The sequence below is a fragment of the Deinococcus roseus genome, from assembly GCF_014646895.1.
GTDB lineage: Bacteria > Deinococcota > Deinococci > Deinococcales > Deinococcaceae > Deinococcus_C > Deinococcus_C roseus.
Window position 1 is genome coordinate 119,507 of the sequence record NZ_BMOD01000011.1, and the last position, 19,000, is coordinate 138,506.

General features: G+C 56.6%; 17 protein-coding genes. 4 read left to right on the plus strand and 13 right to left on the minus strand.

Translation table 11 applies throughout. The features are described from left to right. Positions 1 to 3: 3 nt before the first annotated feature. Positions 4 to 2,235 carry a replication restart helicase PriA gene (gene priA, locus IEY52_RS15090; RefSeq protein WP_189003733.1) on the plus strand — a complete coding sequence of 744 codons (2,232 nt, stop codon included), beginning with the start codon at positions 4 to 6 and terminating at the stop codon, positions 2,233 to 2,235. A 213-nt stretch (positions 2,236 to 2,448) separates the two neighbouring features. Then, positions 2,449 to 2,796, plus strand: a complete 348-nt coding sequence (locus tag IEY52_RS15095; RefSeq protein WP_189003735.1) for a pilus assembly protein — start codon at positions 2,449 to 2,451, stop codon at positions 2,794 to 2,796. A 67-nt stretch (positions 2,797 to 2,863) separates the two neighbouring features. Here IEY52_RS15095 and mscL read toward each other — a convergent pair whose 3' ends face one another. Next, on the minus strand, positions 2,864 to 3,298 hold the full coding sequence (gene mscL / locus IEY52_RS15100; protein ID WP_229684820.1) for a large conductance mechanosensitive channel protein MscL: 435 nt from the start codon (positions 3,296 to 3,298) through the stop codon (positions 2,864 to 2,866). Between the two features lie 161 nt (positions 3,299 to 3,459). Between mscL and IEY52_RS15105 the strand changes: the two genes are divergently transcribed. Further along, positions 3,460 to 3,870 carry an SHOCT domain-containing protein gene (locus IEY52_RS15105; protein WP_189003740.1) on the plus strand — a complete coding sequence of 137 codons (411 nt, stop codon included), beginning with the start codon at positions 3,460 to 3,462 and terminating at the stop codon, positions 3,868 to 3,870. A 99-nt stretch (positions 3,871 to 3,969) separates the two neighbouring features. On the opposite strand, the gene IEY52_RS15110 is transcribed toward IEY52_RS15105, so the two are convergent. From IEY52_RS15110 to der, 4 genes are all read right to left on the minus strand, one after another. Continuing rightward, positions 3,970 to 5,319: an ammonium transporter gene (locus tag IEY52_RS15110; RefSeq protein WP_189003742.1), complete on the minus strand. Its 1,350-nt coding sequence runs from the start codon at positions 5,317 to 5,319 to the stop codon at positions 3,970 to 3,972. Continuing rightward, positions 5,316 to 5,705, minus strand: coding sequence for a P-II family nitrogen regulator (locus tag IEY52_RS15115; protein ID WP_189003744.1), 390 nt, complete (start codon positions 5,703 to 5,705; stop codon positions 5,316 to 5,318). Before IEY52_RS15115 ends, IEY52_RS15110 begins: the two co-directional genes overlap by 4 nt. 815 nt (positions 5,706 to 6,520) lie before the next feature. Continuing rightward, on the minus strand, positions 6,521 to 7,741 hold the full coding sequence (locus tag IEY52_RS15120) for a 2,3-bisphosphoglycerate-independent phosphoglycerate mutase (protein ID WP_373289873.1): 1,221 nt from the start codon (positions 7,739 to 7,741) through the stop codon (positions 6,521 to 6,523). A gap of 147 nt (positions 7,742 to 7,888) precedes the next feature. After that, the gene (gene der / locus IEY52_RS15125; RefSeq protein ID WP_189003746.1) at positions 7,889 to 9,238 is read right to left on the minus strand and encodes a ribosome biogenesis GTPase Der; all 1,350 of its coding nucleotides are present in this window, start codon (positions 9,236 to 9,238) and stop codon (positions 7,889 to 7,891) included. Positions 9,239 to 9,475: 237 nt separating this feature from the next. Here der and IEY52_RS15130 point away from each other — a divergent pair, with 237 nt between their 5' ends. Further along, positions 9,476 to 10,009: a DUF1990 family protein gene (locus IEY52_RS15130; RefSeq protein ID WP_189003748.1), complete on the plus strand. Its 534-nt coding sequence runs from the start codon at positions 9,476 to 9,478 to the stop codon at positions 10,007 to 10,009. 61 nt (positions 10,010 to 10,070) lie between these two features. Here IEY52_RS15130 and IEY52_RS15135 read toward each other — a convergent pair whose 3' ends face one another. The 8 genes from IEY52_RS15135 to mltG all read right to left on the minus strand — a co-directional run bounded on the left by IEY52_RS15135 (position 10,071) and on the right by mltG (position 18,634). Further along, complete coding sequence (locus IEY52_RS15135) at positions 10,071 to 11,018, minus strand: prohibitin family protein (RefSeq protein ID WP_189003750.1); 948 nt, start codon at positions 11,016 to 11,018, stop codon at positions 10,071 to 10,073. A 378-nt stretch (positions 11,019 to 11,396) separates the two neighbouring features. Then, a complete protein-coding gene (locus IEY52_RS15140; protein ID WP_189003752.1) occupies positions 11,397 to 12,281 on the minus strand; it encodes a cation diffusion facilitator family transporter in 885 nt (294 codons plus the stop codon). 377 nt (positions 12,282 to 12,658) lie between these two features. Continuing rightward, entirely contained in the window at positions 12,659 to 13,816 is a 1,158-nt protein-coding gene (locus tag IEY52_RS15145; RefSeq protein WP_189003754.1) for a thiolase family protein, read from the minus strand. A gap of 12 nt (positions 13,817 to 13,828) precedes the next feature. Next, entirely contained in the window at positions 13,829 to 14,449 is a 621-nt protein-coding gene (locus IEY52_RS15150; protein ID WP_189003756.1) for a 1-acyl-sn-glycerol-3-phosphate acyltransferase, read from the minus strand. A 107-nt stretch (positions 14,450 to 14,556) separates the two neighbouring features. Further along, on the minus strand, positions 14,557 to 14,793 hold the full coding sequence (locus tag IEY52_RS15155; RefSeq protein WP_189003758.1) for a hypothetical protein: 237 nt from the start codon (positions 14,791 to 14,793) through the stop codon (positions 14,557 to 14,559). A 98-nt stretch (positions 14,794 to 14,891) separates the two neighbouring features. Then, the gene (locus IEY52_RS15160; protein WP_189003761.1) at positions 14,892 to 15,857 is read right to left on the minus strand and encodes an acetylxylan esterase; all 966 of its coding nucleotides are present in this window, start codon (positions 15,855 to 15,857) and stop codon (positions 14,892 to 14,894) included. 195 nt (positions 15,858 to 16,052) lie between these two features. Continuing rightward, complete coding sequence (locus IEY52_RS26740) at positions 16,053 to 17,351, minus strand: RICIN domain-containing protein (RefSeq protein WP_229684821.1); 1,299 nt, start codon at positions 17,349 to 17,351, stop codon at positions 16,053 to 16,055. 272 nt (positions 17,352 to 17,623) lie between these two features. Continuing rightward, positions 17,624 to 18,634, minus strand: coding sequence for an endolytic transglycosylase MltG (mltG, locus tag IEY52_RS15170; RefSeq protein WP_189003763.1), 1,011 nt, complete (start codon positions 18,632 to 18,634; stop codon positions 17,624 to 17,626). Positions 18,635 to 19,000 lie beyond the last annotated feature (366 nt).

Below are 19,000 nucleotides of genomic sequence, written 5' to 3' on the forward strand. Positions count from 1 at the left end.
AACATGTCCTGGCTGGTTGTGCTTCCCCTCCCCATTCCTGCGCTGGATTTTTCGCCACCACACGGGTTTTCTGGTGACCTTCCCCTGGGACACCGCGTGGTGGTGCCCTGGCAGGGGGGCATCAAAATCGGCATTGTGGTGGCTGCAGGTCAGGCCCACACCCACCGCCTGCGTGAGGTGATTCAGGTGCTGGATCCGTGGGTCCATCCCAGCCTGATTACGACCCTCAAAGCCTACGAAACCCTCAGTGGCACCCCTCTGGGCCTGCTGTACTGTGATGCCATCACCTGCGGATGGGAACCCCACCTGAAGCATCTGGTGCGGCCCGTGGAGGGCACCGACCTCAGCCTCTTTGGTCTGGAATTGCCCACCGACTGGAGCACAGCCGTGGACAGCCCTGTTGCCCTGGACCAGGTGCGGGAACAGGGTTTGCTGGAAGAGCGTTTTGAATTCCCCATCCGCACCGAACTGGCTTACCGGGGACTGCTGGACGGCAAGGACAACCTCACCCCCAAGCAGAAACACGCCTGGAAAACCCTGCTGACCATCAAAGAAGCGGCTTCGCTGGCTGAGTGGGCCAGGAACGCCGAGGTGAGCACCAGTGTGGTTTCGGGGGTGCTGGCCCGGGGCTGGGCGGAAGCTTTCGAGCGACCTGCAGGCCCCCCTGAATGTGTTCCCATCATGGAACGCAACCTGAAAAAAGCCGAATGGGACATCCCCCAGTCGGGTGTCTCCAGGCTGCATGGGGGGCACCCCATCGAGCGCTTCCAGCACCTCAAAACCCTGATCGAGCAGCACCTGGGCACCGGAGTGATGTATCTGACACCGGACAATTACCGTCTGGAACGGGCATGGCAGGCCCTTTCCCACCTGGGAGCCCAGTGCTACTCTGGCAGCCTGAACCCCCTGCAAAGGGACCACATCTGGCAGCAGGTGCGGGAAGGGCAGTGCAGGATGGTGATTGGCACGTATGGTGCCCTGGCCCTGCCTTTCCCGGACCTCAGCATGATCATCCTTGAAGAAGAAGGGAGTGATGCTTACAAGCTGCTGTCTGGCTCCAAGATGTACATGGCGGATCTGACGGCAACCCTGGCCCACCAGCGGGAAAGCCTGCTGGTGTACACCGGATCGGTGCCTGCGGTGGAAAGCCTCAAAGTGCCCGGAACGGTGCTCGCTCCTCCTCCACCACGGGTGCATGTGGTCAATTACGCCGAGGGCTCCAGCCAGCCCGAAACCGGCCCCCTCTCCATGCAACACATGAAGCCCGCCCTGGAAGGCTATCCCCTTTCGCAGGACCTGCGCAAGGTGCTGACCCAGGTGGCAGAACGGGGCAGACAGGCGGTGCTGTTCGCACCGCGCAAAGGGTACAGTGCCCTGATCCGCTGTCGGTCCTGCGGGTACATCCCCTTCTGCAAACACTGCGATGTGCCCCTCAAATTCCACCAGGGCACCCGCCTGATGCAGTGCCACCAGTGCGGTTACCGGGAAGGCCCACCCAGCACCTGTCCCAAATGCAGGGGGGCGATCTGGCAACCCAAAGGCCCCGGCACCGAATGGATCCTGCAGGAAACCCGGCAGTTGTTGCCCGGGTTTGCCGTGTACCGTTACGACAAGGACCACCAGGACGACCTGCGTCCCATCTACGAGGGGCACCCTGGCATCGTGATCGGAACCCAGGCCCTCTTGCAGGAAAAAGCCCCTCCAGAACTGGCCCTGATCAGCCTGACCCTGGCCGACAGCTGGCTGGGCCACTCGGATTTTCGCACCGATGAGCGTTACCACAAGCTGCTCAGGCAACTGCTGGAATGGCATCCCAGAAAATCTCCCCTGCTGGTGGTGCAAACCTTCCAGGCACTGCATCCAGCCCTGCTTGCTGTCACCGAAGGCAAACCTGCAGACCACTTCCCGCTGCAGGATCTGGGCAGGCGGGAACTCCTGATGTACCCCCCTTACAGCCTGCTGGCCCAGGTGGAGGTGGCCTCCAGAGACAAAGCCCGCTCGGAAAGCGTGGCAGAGGACATCCAGAAACACCTCACCGCAAGGGGTGCAGATGCAGAAGAGGTGCTTGGACCTGCCCCAGCGCCCATCGGCAAAATCAGAGGTCTGTTCCTGACCCACCTGCTGCTGAGGGCCACCACCCAGGAGCGCCTGAAAACCCTGCTCACCCACATGGATGAGGAGCGCTGGAAAGCCCGGGTGCGCATCGAGATCAACCCCAGAAGTGCCAATTTCTGAGTCAAGCTGTGGGTTGGCCTGTCTTCCACTGGAGGGACAACAGACCCGGTTTTTCCATTAAACTGCTTGTTGAGGTTCACCAGAAGCACTGAGGTGCTTTCTGGCTGAGCAAAGCGCCCCGTGCGACGCTTTAAGGGCAAGAGAGCGAACAGAACGGTCAGGACACCCAGACCACTTGCAGTTCTTTTTGCACAGATCAACAGAGGAGGACCCATGAACGGCCTTTACATGATTCACAAATACTTCGGTGAACTGCTGCAGATCATTCCGGTGGTGCTGCTGGTGTGGTACGCCATCCGCAACAAAACCCCCCTGCAACGCATCGCCCCCATCATGCTGGACATCAACGTGCTGCTGGGCATTCTGGTGCTCTTTGTGCAGAAAATCCCGGTGTCGGTGTGGCACCCCGTGATGATGCTCATCGCGATGTTCCTCGGTCATTTCGTGGCCAGAAACACCAACCGCAGCGTGGTGATTGGGGCCTGGGTGGTCAATTTGCTCTTGATTGTGGGAGCCATTCTGCTGGCCAAAAAAGCCGTGGGCCCCATCCTCAGTTTCTGATTTCAAAAGATTCAGAACCTGACAGAAGCAGGTCAAAAAAGTCAAAAAAGTCAAAAGAAAAAGCACCTTAAAGGTGCTTTCTTTCGTTTTCTGCAGCTTGCTGTTTCAGCAGCAAATCTCGAATTTCTCTCAGCAGTTCCTGGTCCAGCGTGAGGGAAGGTGGAGCGGGCTGCTCGGGTTTGGCTGCTTTGGCCTTGGCCAGTTGCATTTCCCGCAGGGTGCTCATGGGCAGCACCACCAGGTAATACACCACCGCAGCGGTGATCACAAAAGTCAGCACCACCGAAATGAAATCCCCATACAGAAAATCCACGCCAGCAAAGGTGAATTTTCCGCCCTTGAGCACCCCCTGCTGCACCCCGCCGGTGGCCAGTTTGATCATGGGGTTGATGAAAGCATTGGTGAACGAGGTCACCACCCCACTGAAAGCCGCTCCGATCACCACCCCCACCGCCAGATCCACAACGTTGCCCCGCATGATGAAATCTTTAAATCCTGCCATGCTGATCCTCCCTGAGAGGATCATAACAGATGTGCATCATCCACACACCCGTCCCAGCCTCCCGTTCACAGTGCATTCACAGAAGCAGCAATTCCCTTTCACACGTCTGGGCTTACCTTAAGAACACGCCAGAAGGAACTGGTTCAAAGGAGAAAAAACACATGGACGTGATCATCAACAATCCCGCAGCACCCGCACAGTTTCAGGCCCCCGCTCAACTTCAGGGACAGGTTTACGCTCCCGCCCAGCCCCAGTTTTACGGCAATGGCTACGGCTTTCAGGGCCATCACCACCACGGCGGCTTCCCACTGCTGCTGCCCCTGCTGATCATTGGAGGCATTGTGCTGGCCAAGAAAATGAAACGCAGGCGCTGGGCCGAAATGCGAAGTGCACGGGGAAGCCAGGGTGTGAAAGACAGCCAGCAGGAATGGAACCCCAGAGACTTCTTCGAGAAGAAATCCGGCTGGTGGAACAAACAGGACTCCGCCGTGGAAATTGCCCGTGAGCGCTATGCAAGGGGAGAAATCTCTCTGGAACAACTGCAGGTGATCACGAAGACGCTGCAGGAGTGATCGAGGCAGGAGTGAACGAGACACCAAGTCAAAAGCCAGCCCCCGACAGGCTGGCTTTTGACTACATTGAGAGGAGAAGCGTGGATTTGTGAGGTTGGCTCAGTCGGTGGCTGAGGTGGAGAGGATCACGGGAGCACCGAGGGGGTTTTTGTCGTCGTCAGCGTAAGAGAGGTCGCTGCCGCTGTAGCCTTCTTCGGCGTGCTCGGAGAGGTCCATGCCAGTGGTTTCCTTGTTGGGGGCCACACGGAGTCCCATGATGGCGTCGATGATCTTGAGGATCACGAAGGTGCCCACACCAGAGAGAGCGATGGAGAACAGGATGCTGATGGCCTGAATGCCCACTTGCTCGAGGGTGCCTTTGCCAGCACCGGTGCTGAAAGCGAAAGCTCCGGTCAGCAGGGCTCCAACCATGCCACCCACACCGTGGCAGGCGAAGACATCGAGGGCGTCATCGGCGTTGATTTTGTTCTTGAGTTGCACCACTGCGAAGGAGATGCTGGCAGCCACCAGACCGATCACGATGGCGTAGACAGGGCTGACAAATCCAGCGGCGGGGGTGATGGCAACGAGGCCCACAACGGAACCAGTGGCAGCACCGACAGCACTGGGTTTCTGACCGCGAATGACTTCCCAGAGGAGCCAGGCGAGCATGGCGGCACTGGTGGCGGTGCTGGTGGTGATGAAGGCCAGGGAAGCACTGCCGTTGGCTCCCAGAGCAGAACCGGCGTTAAAACCGAACCAGCCGAACCACAGCAGACCTGCACCGAGCATCACGAAAGGAATGTTGTGGGGAACGCCAGCGCGTTTGGTGGACTTGAGGCGTGGACCGAGGACCAGAGCAGCAACCAGGGCAGCCACACCGGAGGAGATGTGCACCACGGTGCCACCCGCGAAGTCCAGAGCGCCGAGGTTGAAAAGGTAGCCTTTGGCATCCCAGACGACGTGGGCCAGAGGAGAGTACACCACGAGGCTCCACAGGGCGATGAAGAGCGCAAAAGCACCGAACTTCATGCGGTCCACAACTGCACCGCTGATCAGTGCAGCGGTGATGATGGCGAACATGCCCTGGAACATCACGAAGACGTATTTGGGGATGTAGTGGTCTTTCTCGAAGGTGGCGGCCAGGGAGTTCTGTCCGATGCCGTTCATGCCGAGGTTGGCGAGGGTGCCGACCCAGGGACTCGTGGCATTGTCACCGAAAGCGAGGGTGTACCCGAAGAGCACCCACAGTACGCCAATCACACCCATGGCGATGAAGCTCATCATCATGGTGTTCAGCACGCTCTTGGAGCGGGTCAGACCGCCGTAGAAGAAGGCCAGTCCGGGGGTCATCAGCAGCACCAGGGCGCTGGAAGCCAGCAGCCATGCGGTGTCACCCCGGTCAATCACAGGGTCAGCAGCAAAAGCAACGCCCATCAAGGCGAGAGCGGTGGCCAGGTACTTCTTCATTTCTTACCCCCCAAGGCAGCAGCAGTGGTTTCAGGTTGATTCACAGGCGTGAGGGCGTCCACGTCCTGTTCTCCGGTGCGGATGCGGATCACCCGGTCGAGGGGTTGCACAAAAATCTTGCCATCGCCCACTTCTCCGGTGCGGGCACTCTGCAGGATGGCGTTCACAGCCACATCCACAAAGGGCTCGCTGACGGCGATTTGCAGGTGCACTTTTTCATGGAATTCCATGCGCACCTGGGTGCCCCGGTAGTGCTCGATGATTTCCCGTTCGCCTCCGTGACCACTGACGCGACTGAGACTGATCCCTGTGACGCCCACCTTGAACAGGGCTTCTTTGACGTTGCCCAGTCTTTCCGGTCTGATGATGGCTGTGATGAGTTTCATAGCTGACCTCCCATGCCCGTTAAGGCTCTATGAAAGTAAGGATAGGGTGAAAAATGCATCATGTCAAGAGAATTCTGGCAAGTTGTACAAATAATGCTTCACAAGTCGCAAAATTTTGCATGGTTTTCAACAATACATCCACAGATTCCTGCTTCTCGTCCCAAAATCCAGGAACATGAGGAAGATTAGGTAAAATTTCTGCCAGCCGTGCTGGATTTCTGGCACATCTGGGAACTTTTGGCCGGGTTTTGGCATCTAACCCTTTGAAAGGAGCACAGGCAGAAAAACGACTCCACTCTGGCGTTCTTCCTGTCTGCTGCTCTGGTCCTGAATTCACACAAATTCTGGACCCTGCATCACCCTGCTTCAAATCATTTGCTGGCCCAAAAGGCCGTGATGGCTGGTTTTGTCGCGCTGGGCCGTCAGACCTCTGACCTCAGGATCACCTGCCACGCTCGGGTTCAGAAGGGTTCTTTCAGGGTTCTTTCTGGCCGCACCCTCACACAGGCAAATGAAATTCAGTTTCAGAAAGGAGGTTTGAAAACAAAGCATGCACTTCCAGAAGAAGCATTGCCCGTTCTAGTGCATCTTTGGCCTCCTTTTCAGGGAGGGTAGAACATTCCATCTCCACACAAAAGACCACCCCCAGTTTTTCCGTGGGTGGTCTTTTTCTGAGGTGGTCACATTCCATCAACAAATTTGGCAAAGGACAGCACAGGCTGGAAAACCAGGTCGCAGCAACTGCAAAAAGAACCCTGCACAAAGAAAAAGCTCCAGCATCCAAAAGACGCTGAAGCTGAAAGACCAGAAAAAGGTTAAGCGCCGTACTTCTGCAGCTTCAGGGCATTGGCCATCAGCAGGGGCATCACATCGGTGCCTTTGCGCAGACCCAGGCTGCCTTTACCAGCTTCCTCTTCGGTGTAACGCTGGGCCAGGTCCTTGCGGCCATGGTTGCTCTTGATCAGGAAAGGCACAGGGTGCCAGGAGTGACTGGCCAGTTTGCTGGGGGTGGAGTGGTCTCCCACCAGGGCCACCACATCGGGGTTCAGGGCCAGGATTTTGGGCAGCAGGCTGTCAAACAGTTCAATTTTCTTGACCTTGGCCGCAAAGTTTCCGTCCTCGCCGGTGGAGTCGGTTTTCTTGCAGTGCAGGTAGAAGAAATCGTACTTGTCCCAGTTCTCGGCCAGAACCTGCATTTTCTCTTCCATGGCGTCTTCTTCGCCGGGAACATCCAGCACGTCCATGCCCACCAGACTGGCCAGCCCTTTGTACATGGGGTAGGAAGCAATGCAGGCAGATTTCAGCTGGTACACGTCTTCGTAGCTGGGGAAATGGGGGACATCGCTGTAACCACGGAACAGGGCACCATTGACCTGGGTCTCGTCTTTGAGGGCTTCCTCGGTTTTCGCCACAAAAGCATTCACCAGGGCAGCGGTTTTCTCACTGGCCTGATCGTGGGCCTGAGCCACCAGGGGCTGCACGCCGGTTTCCTGGGGGTCCACATCGCTGACGTTGGCACCCAGAGGGGTTCCATTGGCACGGAACACCACCACAAAACGGTGCTCAGACTCGGTGTAGATCTCCACGGGGGTGCCATCAATTTCGGGAATGGCAGCCTTCAGTTTGGAAACAATTTCAACGTTTTTCTCGTCGGAGGGACGGCCTGCACGGCGGTCTTTCACAATGCGGCCTTCACCCAGGGTGGCGAAGTTGCCCCGCACAGCCACGTCACCAGCGTTGAGTTTCACACCGATGCCCACGGCAGACAGTGCACCACGGCCCACTGTGAAGGTGATGGGGTCATAACCAAACAGACTCAGGTGACCGGGACCACTTCCGGGGGTGATGCCAGCACCGACCAGTTCCACCAGGCCCAATTGGCTGTCTTTGGCCAGAGCGTCCATGTTGGGGGTTTTGGCGGTGGCCAGCTCGGTTTCGCCGTTGGTTTCCAGGGGCAGGCCGCCCACGCCGTCCAGCACAACGAGTACGATTTTGCTTTCGCTTTTCTTGGAGAGGGTACGAATCACTTCTAACATAGCTAACAGTCTATCGGGATGGTGTCAGAGTCACAATAAAGTTTGCCCCGCAAAGCTAGACGAAAAACCCCCTGCACTTGCTTCGCTTGTGCTGTCCCATAAAAAGGGGGACAGTGTCAGCAGAGCGAACACAGGGGGTGCAGGGGGTCAATCTTCCTGACGGGCTTTTTTCTTCTGGGCCTCGATGCGTTCAGATTTGCTCTTGAACGATCCACGCTCTTTCCAGACGATGCGCACAGGAATTCCAGCCAGATCCAGGTCTTCCCGGATGCGGTTTTGCAGGAAGTTCTCGTAGGCACGGGTCACGAAGTCTTCCTTGTTGCAGAAGATCACGAAGGTGGGGGGGGCGGTCTCGGCCTGGGTGATGTACATCATCTTCAGGGGTTTGCCCTTGAAGTTGGGGGTGGCCTGTTTGATCTGCCAGACGTCCAGCCACTTGTTGAGTTCCCCGGTGGGGATGCGGCGCTGCCATTTCTCGTAGAGTTTGATGGCTTCTGCCAGCATGTCGTGGATGCCGTAATCGTTGAGGGCGGAGGTGTAGACCCTGGGGGCAAAGTGCAGGTGGGCGAGTTTCTCGTCCAGCATGCGCTCGGTGCGTTTGAGTTCGGCATCTGGAACCAGATCCCACTTGTTGACCACGATCACCACGGGTTTGCCGCTGTCGTAGGCCATGTTGGCCAGTTTGAGCTCATGGTCCCCGATTTCTCCGGCGTTCACCACCAGCCAGATGATGTCACTGCGGGCAATGGCCGATTCGGAGCGCATCATGCTGAATTCTTCGATGCTGGAATCGGGCCGTTTGCGGATCCCGGCGGTGTCCACCAGAATGAAACGCTGTCCTGCAAAGTTCCATTCGATGTCGATGCTGTCGCGGGTGGTTCCGGGAATTTCACTGACAATCACCCGTTCAGAACCGGTGATGGCGTTCAGCAAACTGGATTTGCCCACGTTGGGACGCCCGATCAGCGAAATGCGGATGGGGGCAATCTCCGGATAGTCCTCGTCGTCTTCTGGCAGGTGTTCCAGCACGCGGCGCATCAGTTCATCCAGGCCACGGGCGTGTTCTGCACTGATGGACACAGGCTCATCGAAACCCAGACCCCACAGTTCAGGGGTGTACACGTCTTCGTGTTTCACAGAGTCCATCTTGTTGGCCACAATGATCACGGGTTTGTTGATTTTGCGCAGCCACTCTGCGACTTCGTAGTCTGCAGTGTTGAGGCCATCTCTGGGGTCCAGCACGAACACCACACAGTTGGCGTCGTGGATGGCCATTTCGGCCTTGTCCCGGATGTGCTGCTCCCACTCGTCGCCGCTCCAGAGTCCGCCGGTGTCCATCAGGACAATGCGGTGGTTTTCGTACAGCATGACGTGTTCCTTGACGTCCCGGGTCACCCCCGGAAAATCTGCAACCACGGCTTCTCTTCTGCCGATCAGTCTGTTGAAAAGGCTGGATTTGCCCACGTTGGGGCGGCCCACAATGGCAACTTTATGCATGATTCCTCCTTCCGGTGCCGCACCCTGGGGGAATCAGGTCCAGGATGCGCCGATGTGCCTTTTGAAAGGCAAACATATTATGTTATCAGTTTTGCTGGCGTTCTTCCAGCCTTGATCTTGTTGTGTTTGCAGACAGATTTCAAAGATCCTGAAAATGGCCAGACTGCTCCTCGCTCAAGGTTCCTTCAGGAAGGATTCAGTTCCTTGCAAGACCAAAAAGCGTACCATGGAGTCACTGTGACTGTGTACTTCAGCAAGCCCGAAGCCATTGACCTGGAAAAACACCTGGCAACCCTCAGGGAAGCGCCCCTCAGCTTCCCCAGCCTGGAATACGCCAGGGAGCACTACCAGCGGGATTTCGTGGAGTTCAAGGTCGGACAGGGCGATGCTGCCTTCAAAAGGGCCAAGGTGTCCTTGCAGGCCTGGAGCCAGTTCAATCTGGGCTGGACTTTTGCTGTGCCACAAGGCCGCAGGCTGGCGGTGTGCATCAATGTGCTGGGCTTCTGGGTGATGGCCCCCCACCGCATGATGGACCTGCGAGAATCCCCCAGGTATTACCGGGCGGTGCTGGGCACCCTCAAAGGCAACCCCCTTTCTGGTGTGGAGGTCTTTGAAGTCAGCCTCAGCCCCTTCAACGAAGTGATGGTGCGCATCGAAAGTTTTGCTGAACCCCAGGGCCTCTACAAGATTTTTGGCTGGTGGGTGCGCAAATGGCAACTGCGGATTTTTCAATCTTTCCAGGCCAGAATGACCACCAGTACAGTTCACTGATGACCTCACCGCAGAAAAAACGCCCTGTGGGGCGTTTTTTCTGCGGTGAGGTCAGGTCAACTCACTGCTTTTTCGCGGTGGTCAGGCTCTTGAGGTCCAGCAGGTATCCCCCGTTGGAAGGCACCATGATGGTCTGGATGCTGGGAGAGAGCTTCTCCGCCATGGTGAGCTGGATGATCTCCGGGTTCTCTTTGAGGGCTTTTCCGCGCAGGCTGAGGGCTTTGGCTTCCCCTTCAGCACGGGCCACTGCAGCTTTGGCTTCCCCCTCGGCTTCAATGACTTTGCGCTGGGCCGAGATTTCAGATTGCTGCTTGCGGTTTCGTTCAATGGCCACCTGCTGCTCTGCAGTCTGTTTCTCTTCAATGACCTTGGCCACCGATTCTGGAATGCGCAATTCACGCAGCAGCACGTTGCGCAGCTCAATGTGGTTTTTTTCAAATTCTTTGCTGAGGCGCTCGGTGATCAGGGCTTCAAGCTGGGTGCGCTGGGTGGAAATCAAATCTGCAGCATTGAATTGCCCAACGGCATCCCGCACTTTGGAGCGCACCTGGGGTCGGATTGCAGTTTCAATGTAATTTGGGCCCAGTTCCTTGTGCATTTTTGCAGCTTCACTGGCAATGAGGCTGAACTGCACCGTGATGTCTGACGCGATTTCCAGTCCTTCCTTGCTGCGGGCGTGGATGCTCTCATCCACATTGGAGCCACCCTCACCCAGTCTGGAGAGGGTGATCTCCTGCAAACGGGCCTCGTAGACGGTCACACGTTCCACTCCGGGCAGCACAAAGTGGTAGCCCTCGGTCATCACGCCTTCTTTGACCCCTCCGAAGATGTTGAACACCACCCCCACACTTCCTGCAGGAATGATCACAAAGGCCCCAGAAAGGGCCGTTCCCAGCAAACCCACTGCCACCAGGGCAATGGCCGGTGTCCGAAAAGCCTTCTGCTTGGGGTTGGCACTCAGCACCAGCAACACAATGCCTGCCAGAATGACCAGCACGAAAATGGGCATATTTCAATTCCCTCCCTCAAAGCCTGTGGCTCTGTGTCCTCAGGGCTTCCTGTCCTCATGTACGGCTCATGGCGCTTATCCGTTCCATTGTGACACGGGAATCGGGTTTCAGGGACGATGTGGGCACAGACGGGGAGAAGACCGGGGGCACAGAGCCGAGAACAAGAAAGTCTCCACCTGGAAATGGAATCCATCCCATCTCAACTTTAAAGTGTTGCTTTAAAGTGTTGCTTTGAAGTGTTGCTTTGAAGTGTTGAGGAACGAAACCCCTTTTGGCCCTCCCCTGTGAACTGTCTTGCTCTGACTGCGTGCTCACGGGACGGCCCGTTTCGCGCTGAGCGCTGAAAATTGTGAACTGAAAACTGTGAACTGAAACTTTCAAAGAACCACAATGCCGTGGTGTTTGGCTTTGCTTTCGGGCTCCACATGGATGCTGATTTCCACCTCGTGAAGGGTGGTTTTGAGGGCTTCCTCAATGCGGTCACAGATGGAGTGGGCTTCTTCCACGGTCATGCGGCCTGGGACCACCAGATGGAATTCAATGAAGGTGATGCGTCCGGCGTGTCTGGCCCTCAGGTCGTGGGCTTCCAGGGCACCTTCGGCATATTCTCCCACCAGGTTGCGCACCTGTTCCAGCAGTTCGGCCCTGGGGGCAGCGTCCATCAGGCCTCCCACGCTTTCTTTCATCAATTGCCAGCCGGTCCACAGGATATTAAAGGCCACCAGCATGGCAATCAGGGGGTCCAGAAGTTTGATGCCAGTCAGGCCTGCCAGAATCACACCCAGCAACACCCCCACCGAGGTGACCACATCTGTCATGACGTGTTTCCCATCTGCAGTGAGGGCTGGGGAACGCAGGGCACGTCCGGTGCGGATCAGCAGCGAACCCAGGAAACCATTCAGGCCAGAAGCCACCAGTGAAATGATCACCCCCACATTGAGGCCCTGCAGTTCGTGGGGATTGCGAAACCCTTTGTAGGCTTCCTGGAAAATGGTGATGGCTGCGAAAAGGATCAGAACCCCTTCCAGGACTGCACTGAAGTATTCGGCTTTGGTGTGTCCGTAAGGGTGGTTGGGGTCTGCAGGCAGGGCGGCCACCCGCAGGGCAATCAGGGCTGCACCAGCGGCCACAATGTTGACGATGCTTTCCAGGGCATCTGAATACAGCGCCACCGAGCCCGTGAAGTGGTAGGCCAGGTACTTCAGCACAAAGACCAGAATCCCGACCATCAGGCTGAGGAGGGCGGCTTGGGGAGGCGTCATGGTTTCATTCTATATGGCATTTTTGGAGGGTTTTTTGCTTTTGGTGCTTTCTGGGACAGCAAACAGACCTGCTTTTTAAGTGTGCCTAAAGGTACTGTTTGCAAACCATGACTTCTTAACAGTCTGGGTGACAGGGGTTTTCTGCATTTCTGGACCCCACCTCGCTCTTCACCCCACCTCGCTCACTCTGTTCGCTTTCCTCCCCTGCTTGCAGGGGAGGAAATAAAAACACGCCGGAAGAGGTGGCTTCCGGCGTGGACTGCCCGGGTGAGGGCAGTCTGGGTGGGGATTTCAGAATAACACAAAATCATAAGTTCAATCCGAATTTTCCACGGTTACAAAATCCGAAAACTTATGACTGGACACAGCATTTAACATCAAACACGCTCAATCAGACAGGCAATCCCCTGTCCCCCTCCGATACACAAACTCCCCACACCCCACTGCAGGTTGCGCTCATGCAATTCCATGGCCAGCGTGTAAAGCACCCGTGCACCACTCATGCCCACAGGGTGCCCCAGGGCCACGGCTCCACCGTTCACATTGGTTTTTTCCAGGTCCAGGTTCAGGTCGTGGGCCACCCCCAGAAACTGGGCTGCAAAAGCCTCGTTCACTTCAATCAGATCAATGTCTGAGAGGGTCTTGCCCTGCCGTTCCAGCAACCTGGGAATGGCCAGACTGGGACCCAGGCCCATCAGTTCAGGAGGCACCCCCACCGAGTGAAACCCGTGGATGCGGGCCAGAATGGGCAAACCCTGCGCTCTGGCATGTTCTTCGGTGGCAAACACCATCATGCAGGCCCCATCGTTGATGCCACTGGCATTTGCGGCGGTGACCGTGCCGTCTTTTTTGAAGACGGCACGCAATTTGGAGATGGCTTCCAGGGTGGTGTCCTGGGGCCTCTCGTCCTGATCGATCAGTCCTGTGCGGGTGCCCACCGGAACAATTTCTTTTGCAAAGCGCCCGGATTGCTGGGCAGCCCTGGCCCTCTGGTGGCTGATCACAGTCCATTCGTCCTGCTGCTCCCGACTGATCCCGTATTTTTCTGCGATGTTCTCTGCCGTGATGCCCATGGGCAGATCGGAAACCCCGCAGGTCAGGGTGTGGGTGAGGGTGTCCAGCAAAGCCTGATGCCCGAGTTTCTGACCATAACGTGCCGTGGGCAGGATGTAGGGGGCCTGGGTCATGTTTTCTGCCCCTCCTGCGGTCATGATCTGGTGTTCTCCGGTTTTCAGGGCCTGAAATGCACTGTAAGCAGCCCGCATTCCAGAACCGCACAGCTGGTTCACCTGGTAACTGGGCACGTCTTCCCTGAGGCCTGCTTCCAGAGCCACTTTTCGGGCATTGTAGGCAGAGCGCCCTGCACTGATCACCTGACCCAGAACCAGTTCCTGCAGGTCTTCGGGGTGCACCCCTGCACGGGTGAGCGCCCCCCTGAGCGCATGAATGGCAAGTTCACTTTCGCTGATGTCCTTAAATGCTCCGCCCATGGCCCCGATGGCGGTGCGTGCCCCACTGACCAGAACCACACCCATGTCTCTCCTCCGTTAAGGGTTCTCCTGACGCTCCTGAAACACAATGTCGCTGAAGTTTTCGGGTTTGATGCCCCTGGCATCACTGTAAAAGGTGCGAATTACATCCAGATCACGCTGCTGGTCTCCAGTGAGCATGTAAGGCTCACTGAGCCTGATCCATTTCTCTTTGAAGTTCATGCTCACCATCACAATAGGCACCTGACCCTCCAGGGCGATGTAATAAAATCCGCTTTTCCAGTAGGGTTTTTTCTTGCGGGTGCCCTCAGGCAGGATGGCGATCACCATTTCATCGTGGTTTCTGAATTCTGCAGCCGCCAGATCCACCACATCTGCCCTGGCAGAGCGGTCAATGGGAATGCCGCCAATGGAACGCATGAAGGGTCCCAGCAGGCCATTGAAGATGTCCTTCTTGGCAATGAAATAGGGATGGATGTCATAGCCCATGCTCACCCCCAGGTAGTAAAAGAAATCCTGGTTGGTGGTGTGGGGGGCCACCACCAGCAGGTATTTGGGAATCTGGGGTTTTTTGCCCAGCAGTTTCCAGCCTTGCAGTTTCCAGAGCAAGCGGGCCAGCCCTCGCAGCCACCGGGGATAGGTGTGGTTTTTCAGGTGTTTAGAGATCAATTCTTTCATCTTTGCACCATTGTACGGGTCAAATGCAGGACAGGGCAGCACCCATCAGACAAAACCTGCCCGGTCAAGGCAGGTTTGCAAAATTCAGGTTTTTGGAGGTGCAGGATTCAGTCCAGACGGGCCAGACCTGCATAGAAATTCGCCTTGTCCAGAAATCCCATGCTGCGGTAGCAGGTGCTGAGTTGCTGGGCAAAGTAGTTCACGCACTGGCAATCCTGACGGCATTCGCTTTTTTCCAGGCAAATCAGGTACTGCTGCACGGCAACGTGATACATTCCGCTCTTTTCGGCCTGCTGGGCCTTCAGGTGGGCGGTTCGAATTTCAGAAACGTAGGGCCTGTACACCCCTTGATGTTAAACACAAACCCTGCAGTCAACTGGGATTGAATGCAGGATTTCAGAAAACATCTGGTTTCTTTATTGGGTTCTGGGGTGTTGCAAGGTCAGCGCAGGACCTTTTGCAGGAAATCCAGACGCAGCATGGTCTGGTCCAGGTCGCCCCCTTCATGGTGGTTGAAGGGCCACACCTGCATGGTCTTTTCTCCTGCGTAATGGTTGAAAGCTGCGTAAACCGTGGAGGGCGGGCAGATGGTGTCCATCAGGGCCACCGAGAACAGGGCAGGACCCCTGGCACGGGCAGCAAAGTTCATGCCGTCAAAGTAACTGAGGGTGTTGAACACCTGATCGATCTTGCTGCGGTGGATCTTCAGGTAATTGGTGATTTCCTGATAGGGGTAGCTGTCCACCATGGTGACCGCCCGCTCGAAATGGCACAGGAACGGCACATCGGGAAGCACGGCCTGCACGGTGGGGTCCAGACCGGCCACAGCAATGGTGATGCCTCCACCCTGGCTGCCACCCAGAATGGCGATTCTGTCTGGGTCAACTTCGGCATGGCTGCGGGCAGCATCCACAGCACGCACGGCATCGGTGTACACCCGGCGGTAGTAGTATGTTTCGGGCTGGTCAATGCCACGGGTCATGAAACCGGGAATCTGTGGGCCGCCGCCGTCCAGGTCCGGGGTGTCTCCGGTGCGCCAGGAGCTGCCCTGTCCACGGGTGTCCATGATGAAGTGGGCATAACCCGCACTGGCGTAATGCATCCAGTGGGCGGGAATGCCTCTGCCTCCTCCGTATCCTATGTATTCCACCACACAGGGGAGCTTTCCTGTGCGCTGTTTTGGCAGCACAAACCAGCCTTTGATGGTTTGCCCGCCGAAACCGCTGTAGGTCACATCGAAGAACTCCAGGGTTTCAAACGGCGTGGGGTGTGGGGTGAAGGTGGCATCCAGCGGGAAGCTGCGGGCGTCTGCCAGGGTGGATTGCCAGAAGGCATCAAAATCCGGGCGTTCGGTGCGGTCAGGCAAGTAGCGTTCCAGCTCGGGGACAGGAAGGTCAAAGAAGGCCATACTTTAGACTGACGCATCTGGATTCCAGAGTGGCGTGTTGTTTAGGTAACTTGTCGAATCCTTTCGATTTGATGTCAGCGGTTTGGCTGCATGTTGCTTTGCGGTCAGAAATGCACCCTGACCACCCCTTGGGAAACAAAAAACCAGACCCCAGATCTTTCGATCCAGGGCCCAGTGTAAGTTCAACTCAAAGGCTCAGGGATAAACGCGGATGTAATCAACCAGCATCTGTGCAGGGAAAGGGGTGCTGGCATCAGGGTTGCCGGGCCAGTCGCCGCCCACCGCCAGGTTCAGCAGCATGAAGAAAGGCTGGTTGAACACCCACTGGGTGCCTGCAGGAATGTTGGCAGGGGTCACCCGGAAGACCTGGATGCCGTCCACAAAGAACTTGATGTCGTTCTGGCGCTTGTCCACAGCGAAGACGTGGTAGGCATTGGAAATGGCCTGACCCATGTTGTAGGCACTGTGAATGCCACAGCAACCAGAGTAGCCAGGGCCGTGCAGGGTGGTGTGCAGGTTGTTGGGATCTTTGCCCACCACTTCCATGATGTCGATTTCACCGCTGTTGGGCCAGCCCACACTGCCCAGGTTGGCCCCCAGCATCCAGAAGGCAGGCCAGATGCCCTGACCGCCAGGAATCTTGATGCGGGCCTCAATGCGGCCATACAGCACAGAGTATTTGTTCTGGGTGGTGATGCGGGCCGAGGTGTACTGGCAGGTGCCATTCCAGCAGCTTCCTCCGGCCTGTTTGCGGGCGGTGATCACCAGTTGCCCTGCCCCGTTGGTGGCGAGGTTCTGGGTGCTGTTGGTGTAGTTCTGCAGCTCATGGTTGCCCCAGCCTGTTCCACCGTTTCCGGTTTCAATGTTCCAGATGCCACTGGAAGGCTGGGTGCCCGAAGGCTCATTGAATTCCTGGCTCCAGATGGGATTGTTGATGGTTTCCACCTGTTCAAACTTCCATTGCTGGTTGGCCCCGCCCACGTAATCCCACTGGTGTACCGTGCCACCGTCTCCGGTGTTCATGTCCTTGATGTCCACCGCTTTGCCCGAGTGACGGGCCAGGATCCGGTAAAAACCGCTGTCGGTGGGGATGGCGCACCACTGCTGGTTCTGGCCACCCACATAATCCCACTGGTGAATCAGGGCACCGTTGTTCTGGCTCACATCGCTGACATCCAGAGCCTTGCCCGAGTGCTTGACGGTGATCTTGTAAAATCCGCTGCCCACCGATTGGAAACGCCATTTCTGGTTGTCTCCTCCACCATAGCCCCAGGTCTGAACCAGGGCACCATTGGCCGTGCCTGCTTCTTTCACATCCAGTGAACGGTTGGATTGCCTGCCCACAATGCGGTAATAGGCATTTTCGTTGATGGAAATGCTGGTGCAGCTTGCCAGGGCATTCTGGGTGACTGCTTCTGAAGCAGGGGTGTTTTTGCTGCAGCCAGCCAGCAAAACAGCAAAGACAAGACATCCGGTGGTTGATTTCCAGTGCATGGGTTCTCCTTGATCGCCCATCGCTAAAAACGTTTTTACAAGACATCAAGGCAGCACGTTTTGAAACGGATGCAGGCGACTCCGTTTGGGGTATTGGGTTGCAAACGATTGCCTCAAATATAGGATATTTCCCGGTAAAGTTCAACTCTGCTGGGCTTCAGTTAAACACCAGCGAAGCACAATTCCCAGGCAAGCAAAAACCCCAATTCGGGCAAATCCAGAATTGGGGCACTGCAAAGCATCTAAAAACGTTTTTAGAAATGCAACAGAACTCAGCGGTAGCGTTCCACATCCCGCAAATGGCTGTCAAAGTCGCTGTTCACATGGATCTGGCGGTCCCGGCCATGCACAAAATACAGGGCGGGTTTGCCCTTCACCAGACGCTGAGAATTGAGGATGGACAGCAAAGCCGCTTCCCCCGGATTGTTGATGGGGGTGGGTGGGAGTTCCCGGCGGGTGTAACTGTTGTAAGGCGTGTCCTTCTGGAAATCGCCTGCACTGCGGTCCAGCTGTGGCAGGTCTTTCCCCAGACCGTAAGCCACCGTGGGATCTGACTGCAGGGGCATCCCGATCTTGATGCGGTTCAAAAACAGGCCTGCAATCAGGGGCATTTCCTGGGTGTTGGCGGCCTCGGCCTGCACCACACTGGCCAGGGTCACCCACTCCTGCACCGAAAAACCCAGCGCTTTTGCCTGTTCAATGCGCTCCAGGGTGAATTCCTGCTCCATGCGGCGGGTCAGGGTCTGGATGACCTCTGCTGCCGTGGTTTCAGGCCGGAAAGGGTAGGTGGCTGGAAAAAGAAACCCCTCCAGAGATCCCGAAGCATATTTCGAGTTTTTCAATTGCTGTGCCACTGCTTCCTGCAACGCACTGGCATTGCTGATCCCGGACTTGGTCACAATCCCGATGATGTCCTTCAGGCGTTTCCCTTCGGGGATGACCACCTGAATCACACGGGGTTTTCCGCCCTGTTCCAGGGTCTCTGCCACCTGAAAGATGTCCTGTTCTCCGCTGAACTGGTAAATGCCTTCCTGAATGCTGGCACTGCGGCCCCGCTGCTTGAGCACCAGACGGAACACATCGGCGTTGCGCACAATCTGGTGCTCCTGCAACTCCCGGGCAATGCTGGTCACCGAGGTCCCTGGCTTCACTTCCAGCGTGTATTTTCCGGCTCCCGTGGCCACCGTGTAATGGCGGTACAGGTTGACCACCACCGCCACCAGAAACACCACAATCAGGGCAAAAGCCAGCAACAAACTCAAAGATGATTTTTTTCTGGTCATAACATCTTTCCCAGAGTAAACCAGAGTGCTGAGAAACGGGTCATTTCAGGGCAGTGAGAACTGGAGACACCGAGGGCCTGTAGGGGCGAGGCATGCCTCACCCCTTGCTGAGAGCAGAGGGCCGAGAGCAATGTTTGACGCTGGAATCACATATTCCAGCGGTTCAGATCCTATTCCGAATGCTGTTCTGCTCAAGAACCCGTCATCACAAAAGCATCTGGCTCCCAGAGACTTGCCGTTGCAGACGAACGGTTTTGCTTCTGCATTGTGCTTTTTGCCCTTATTGTAGTGTGGATCGGGTAAGTTGGATCTACGTCAAGCCAGAGTCCAGACCCCCCTTCAGCCCTTGCACATCCCAGTGAGCCG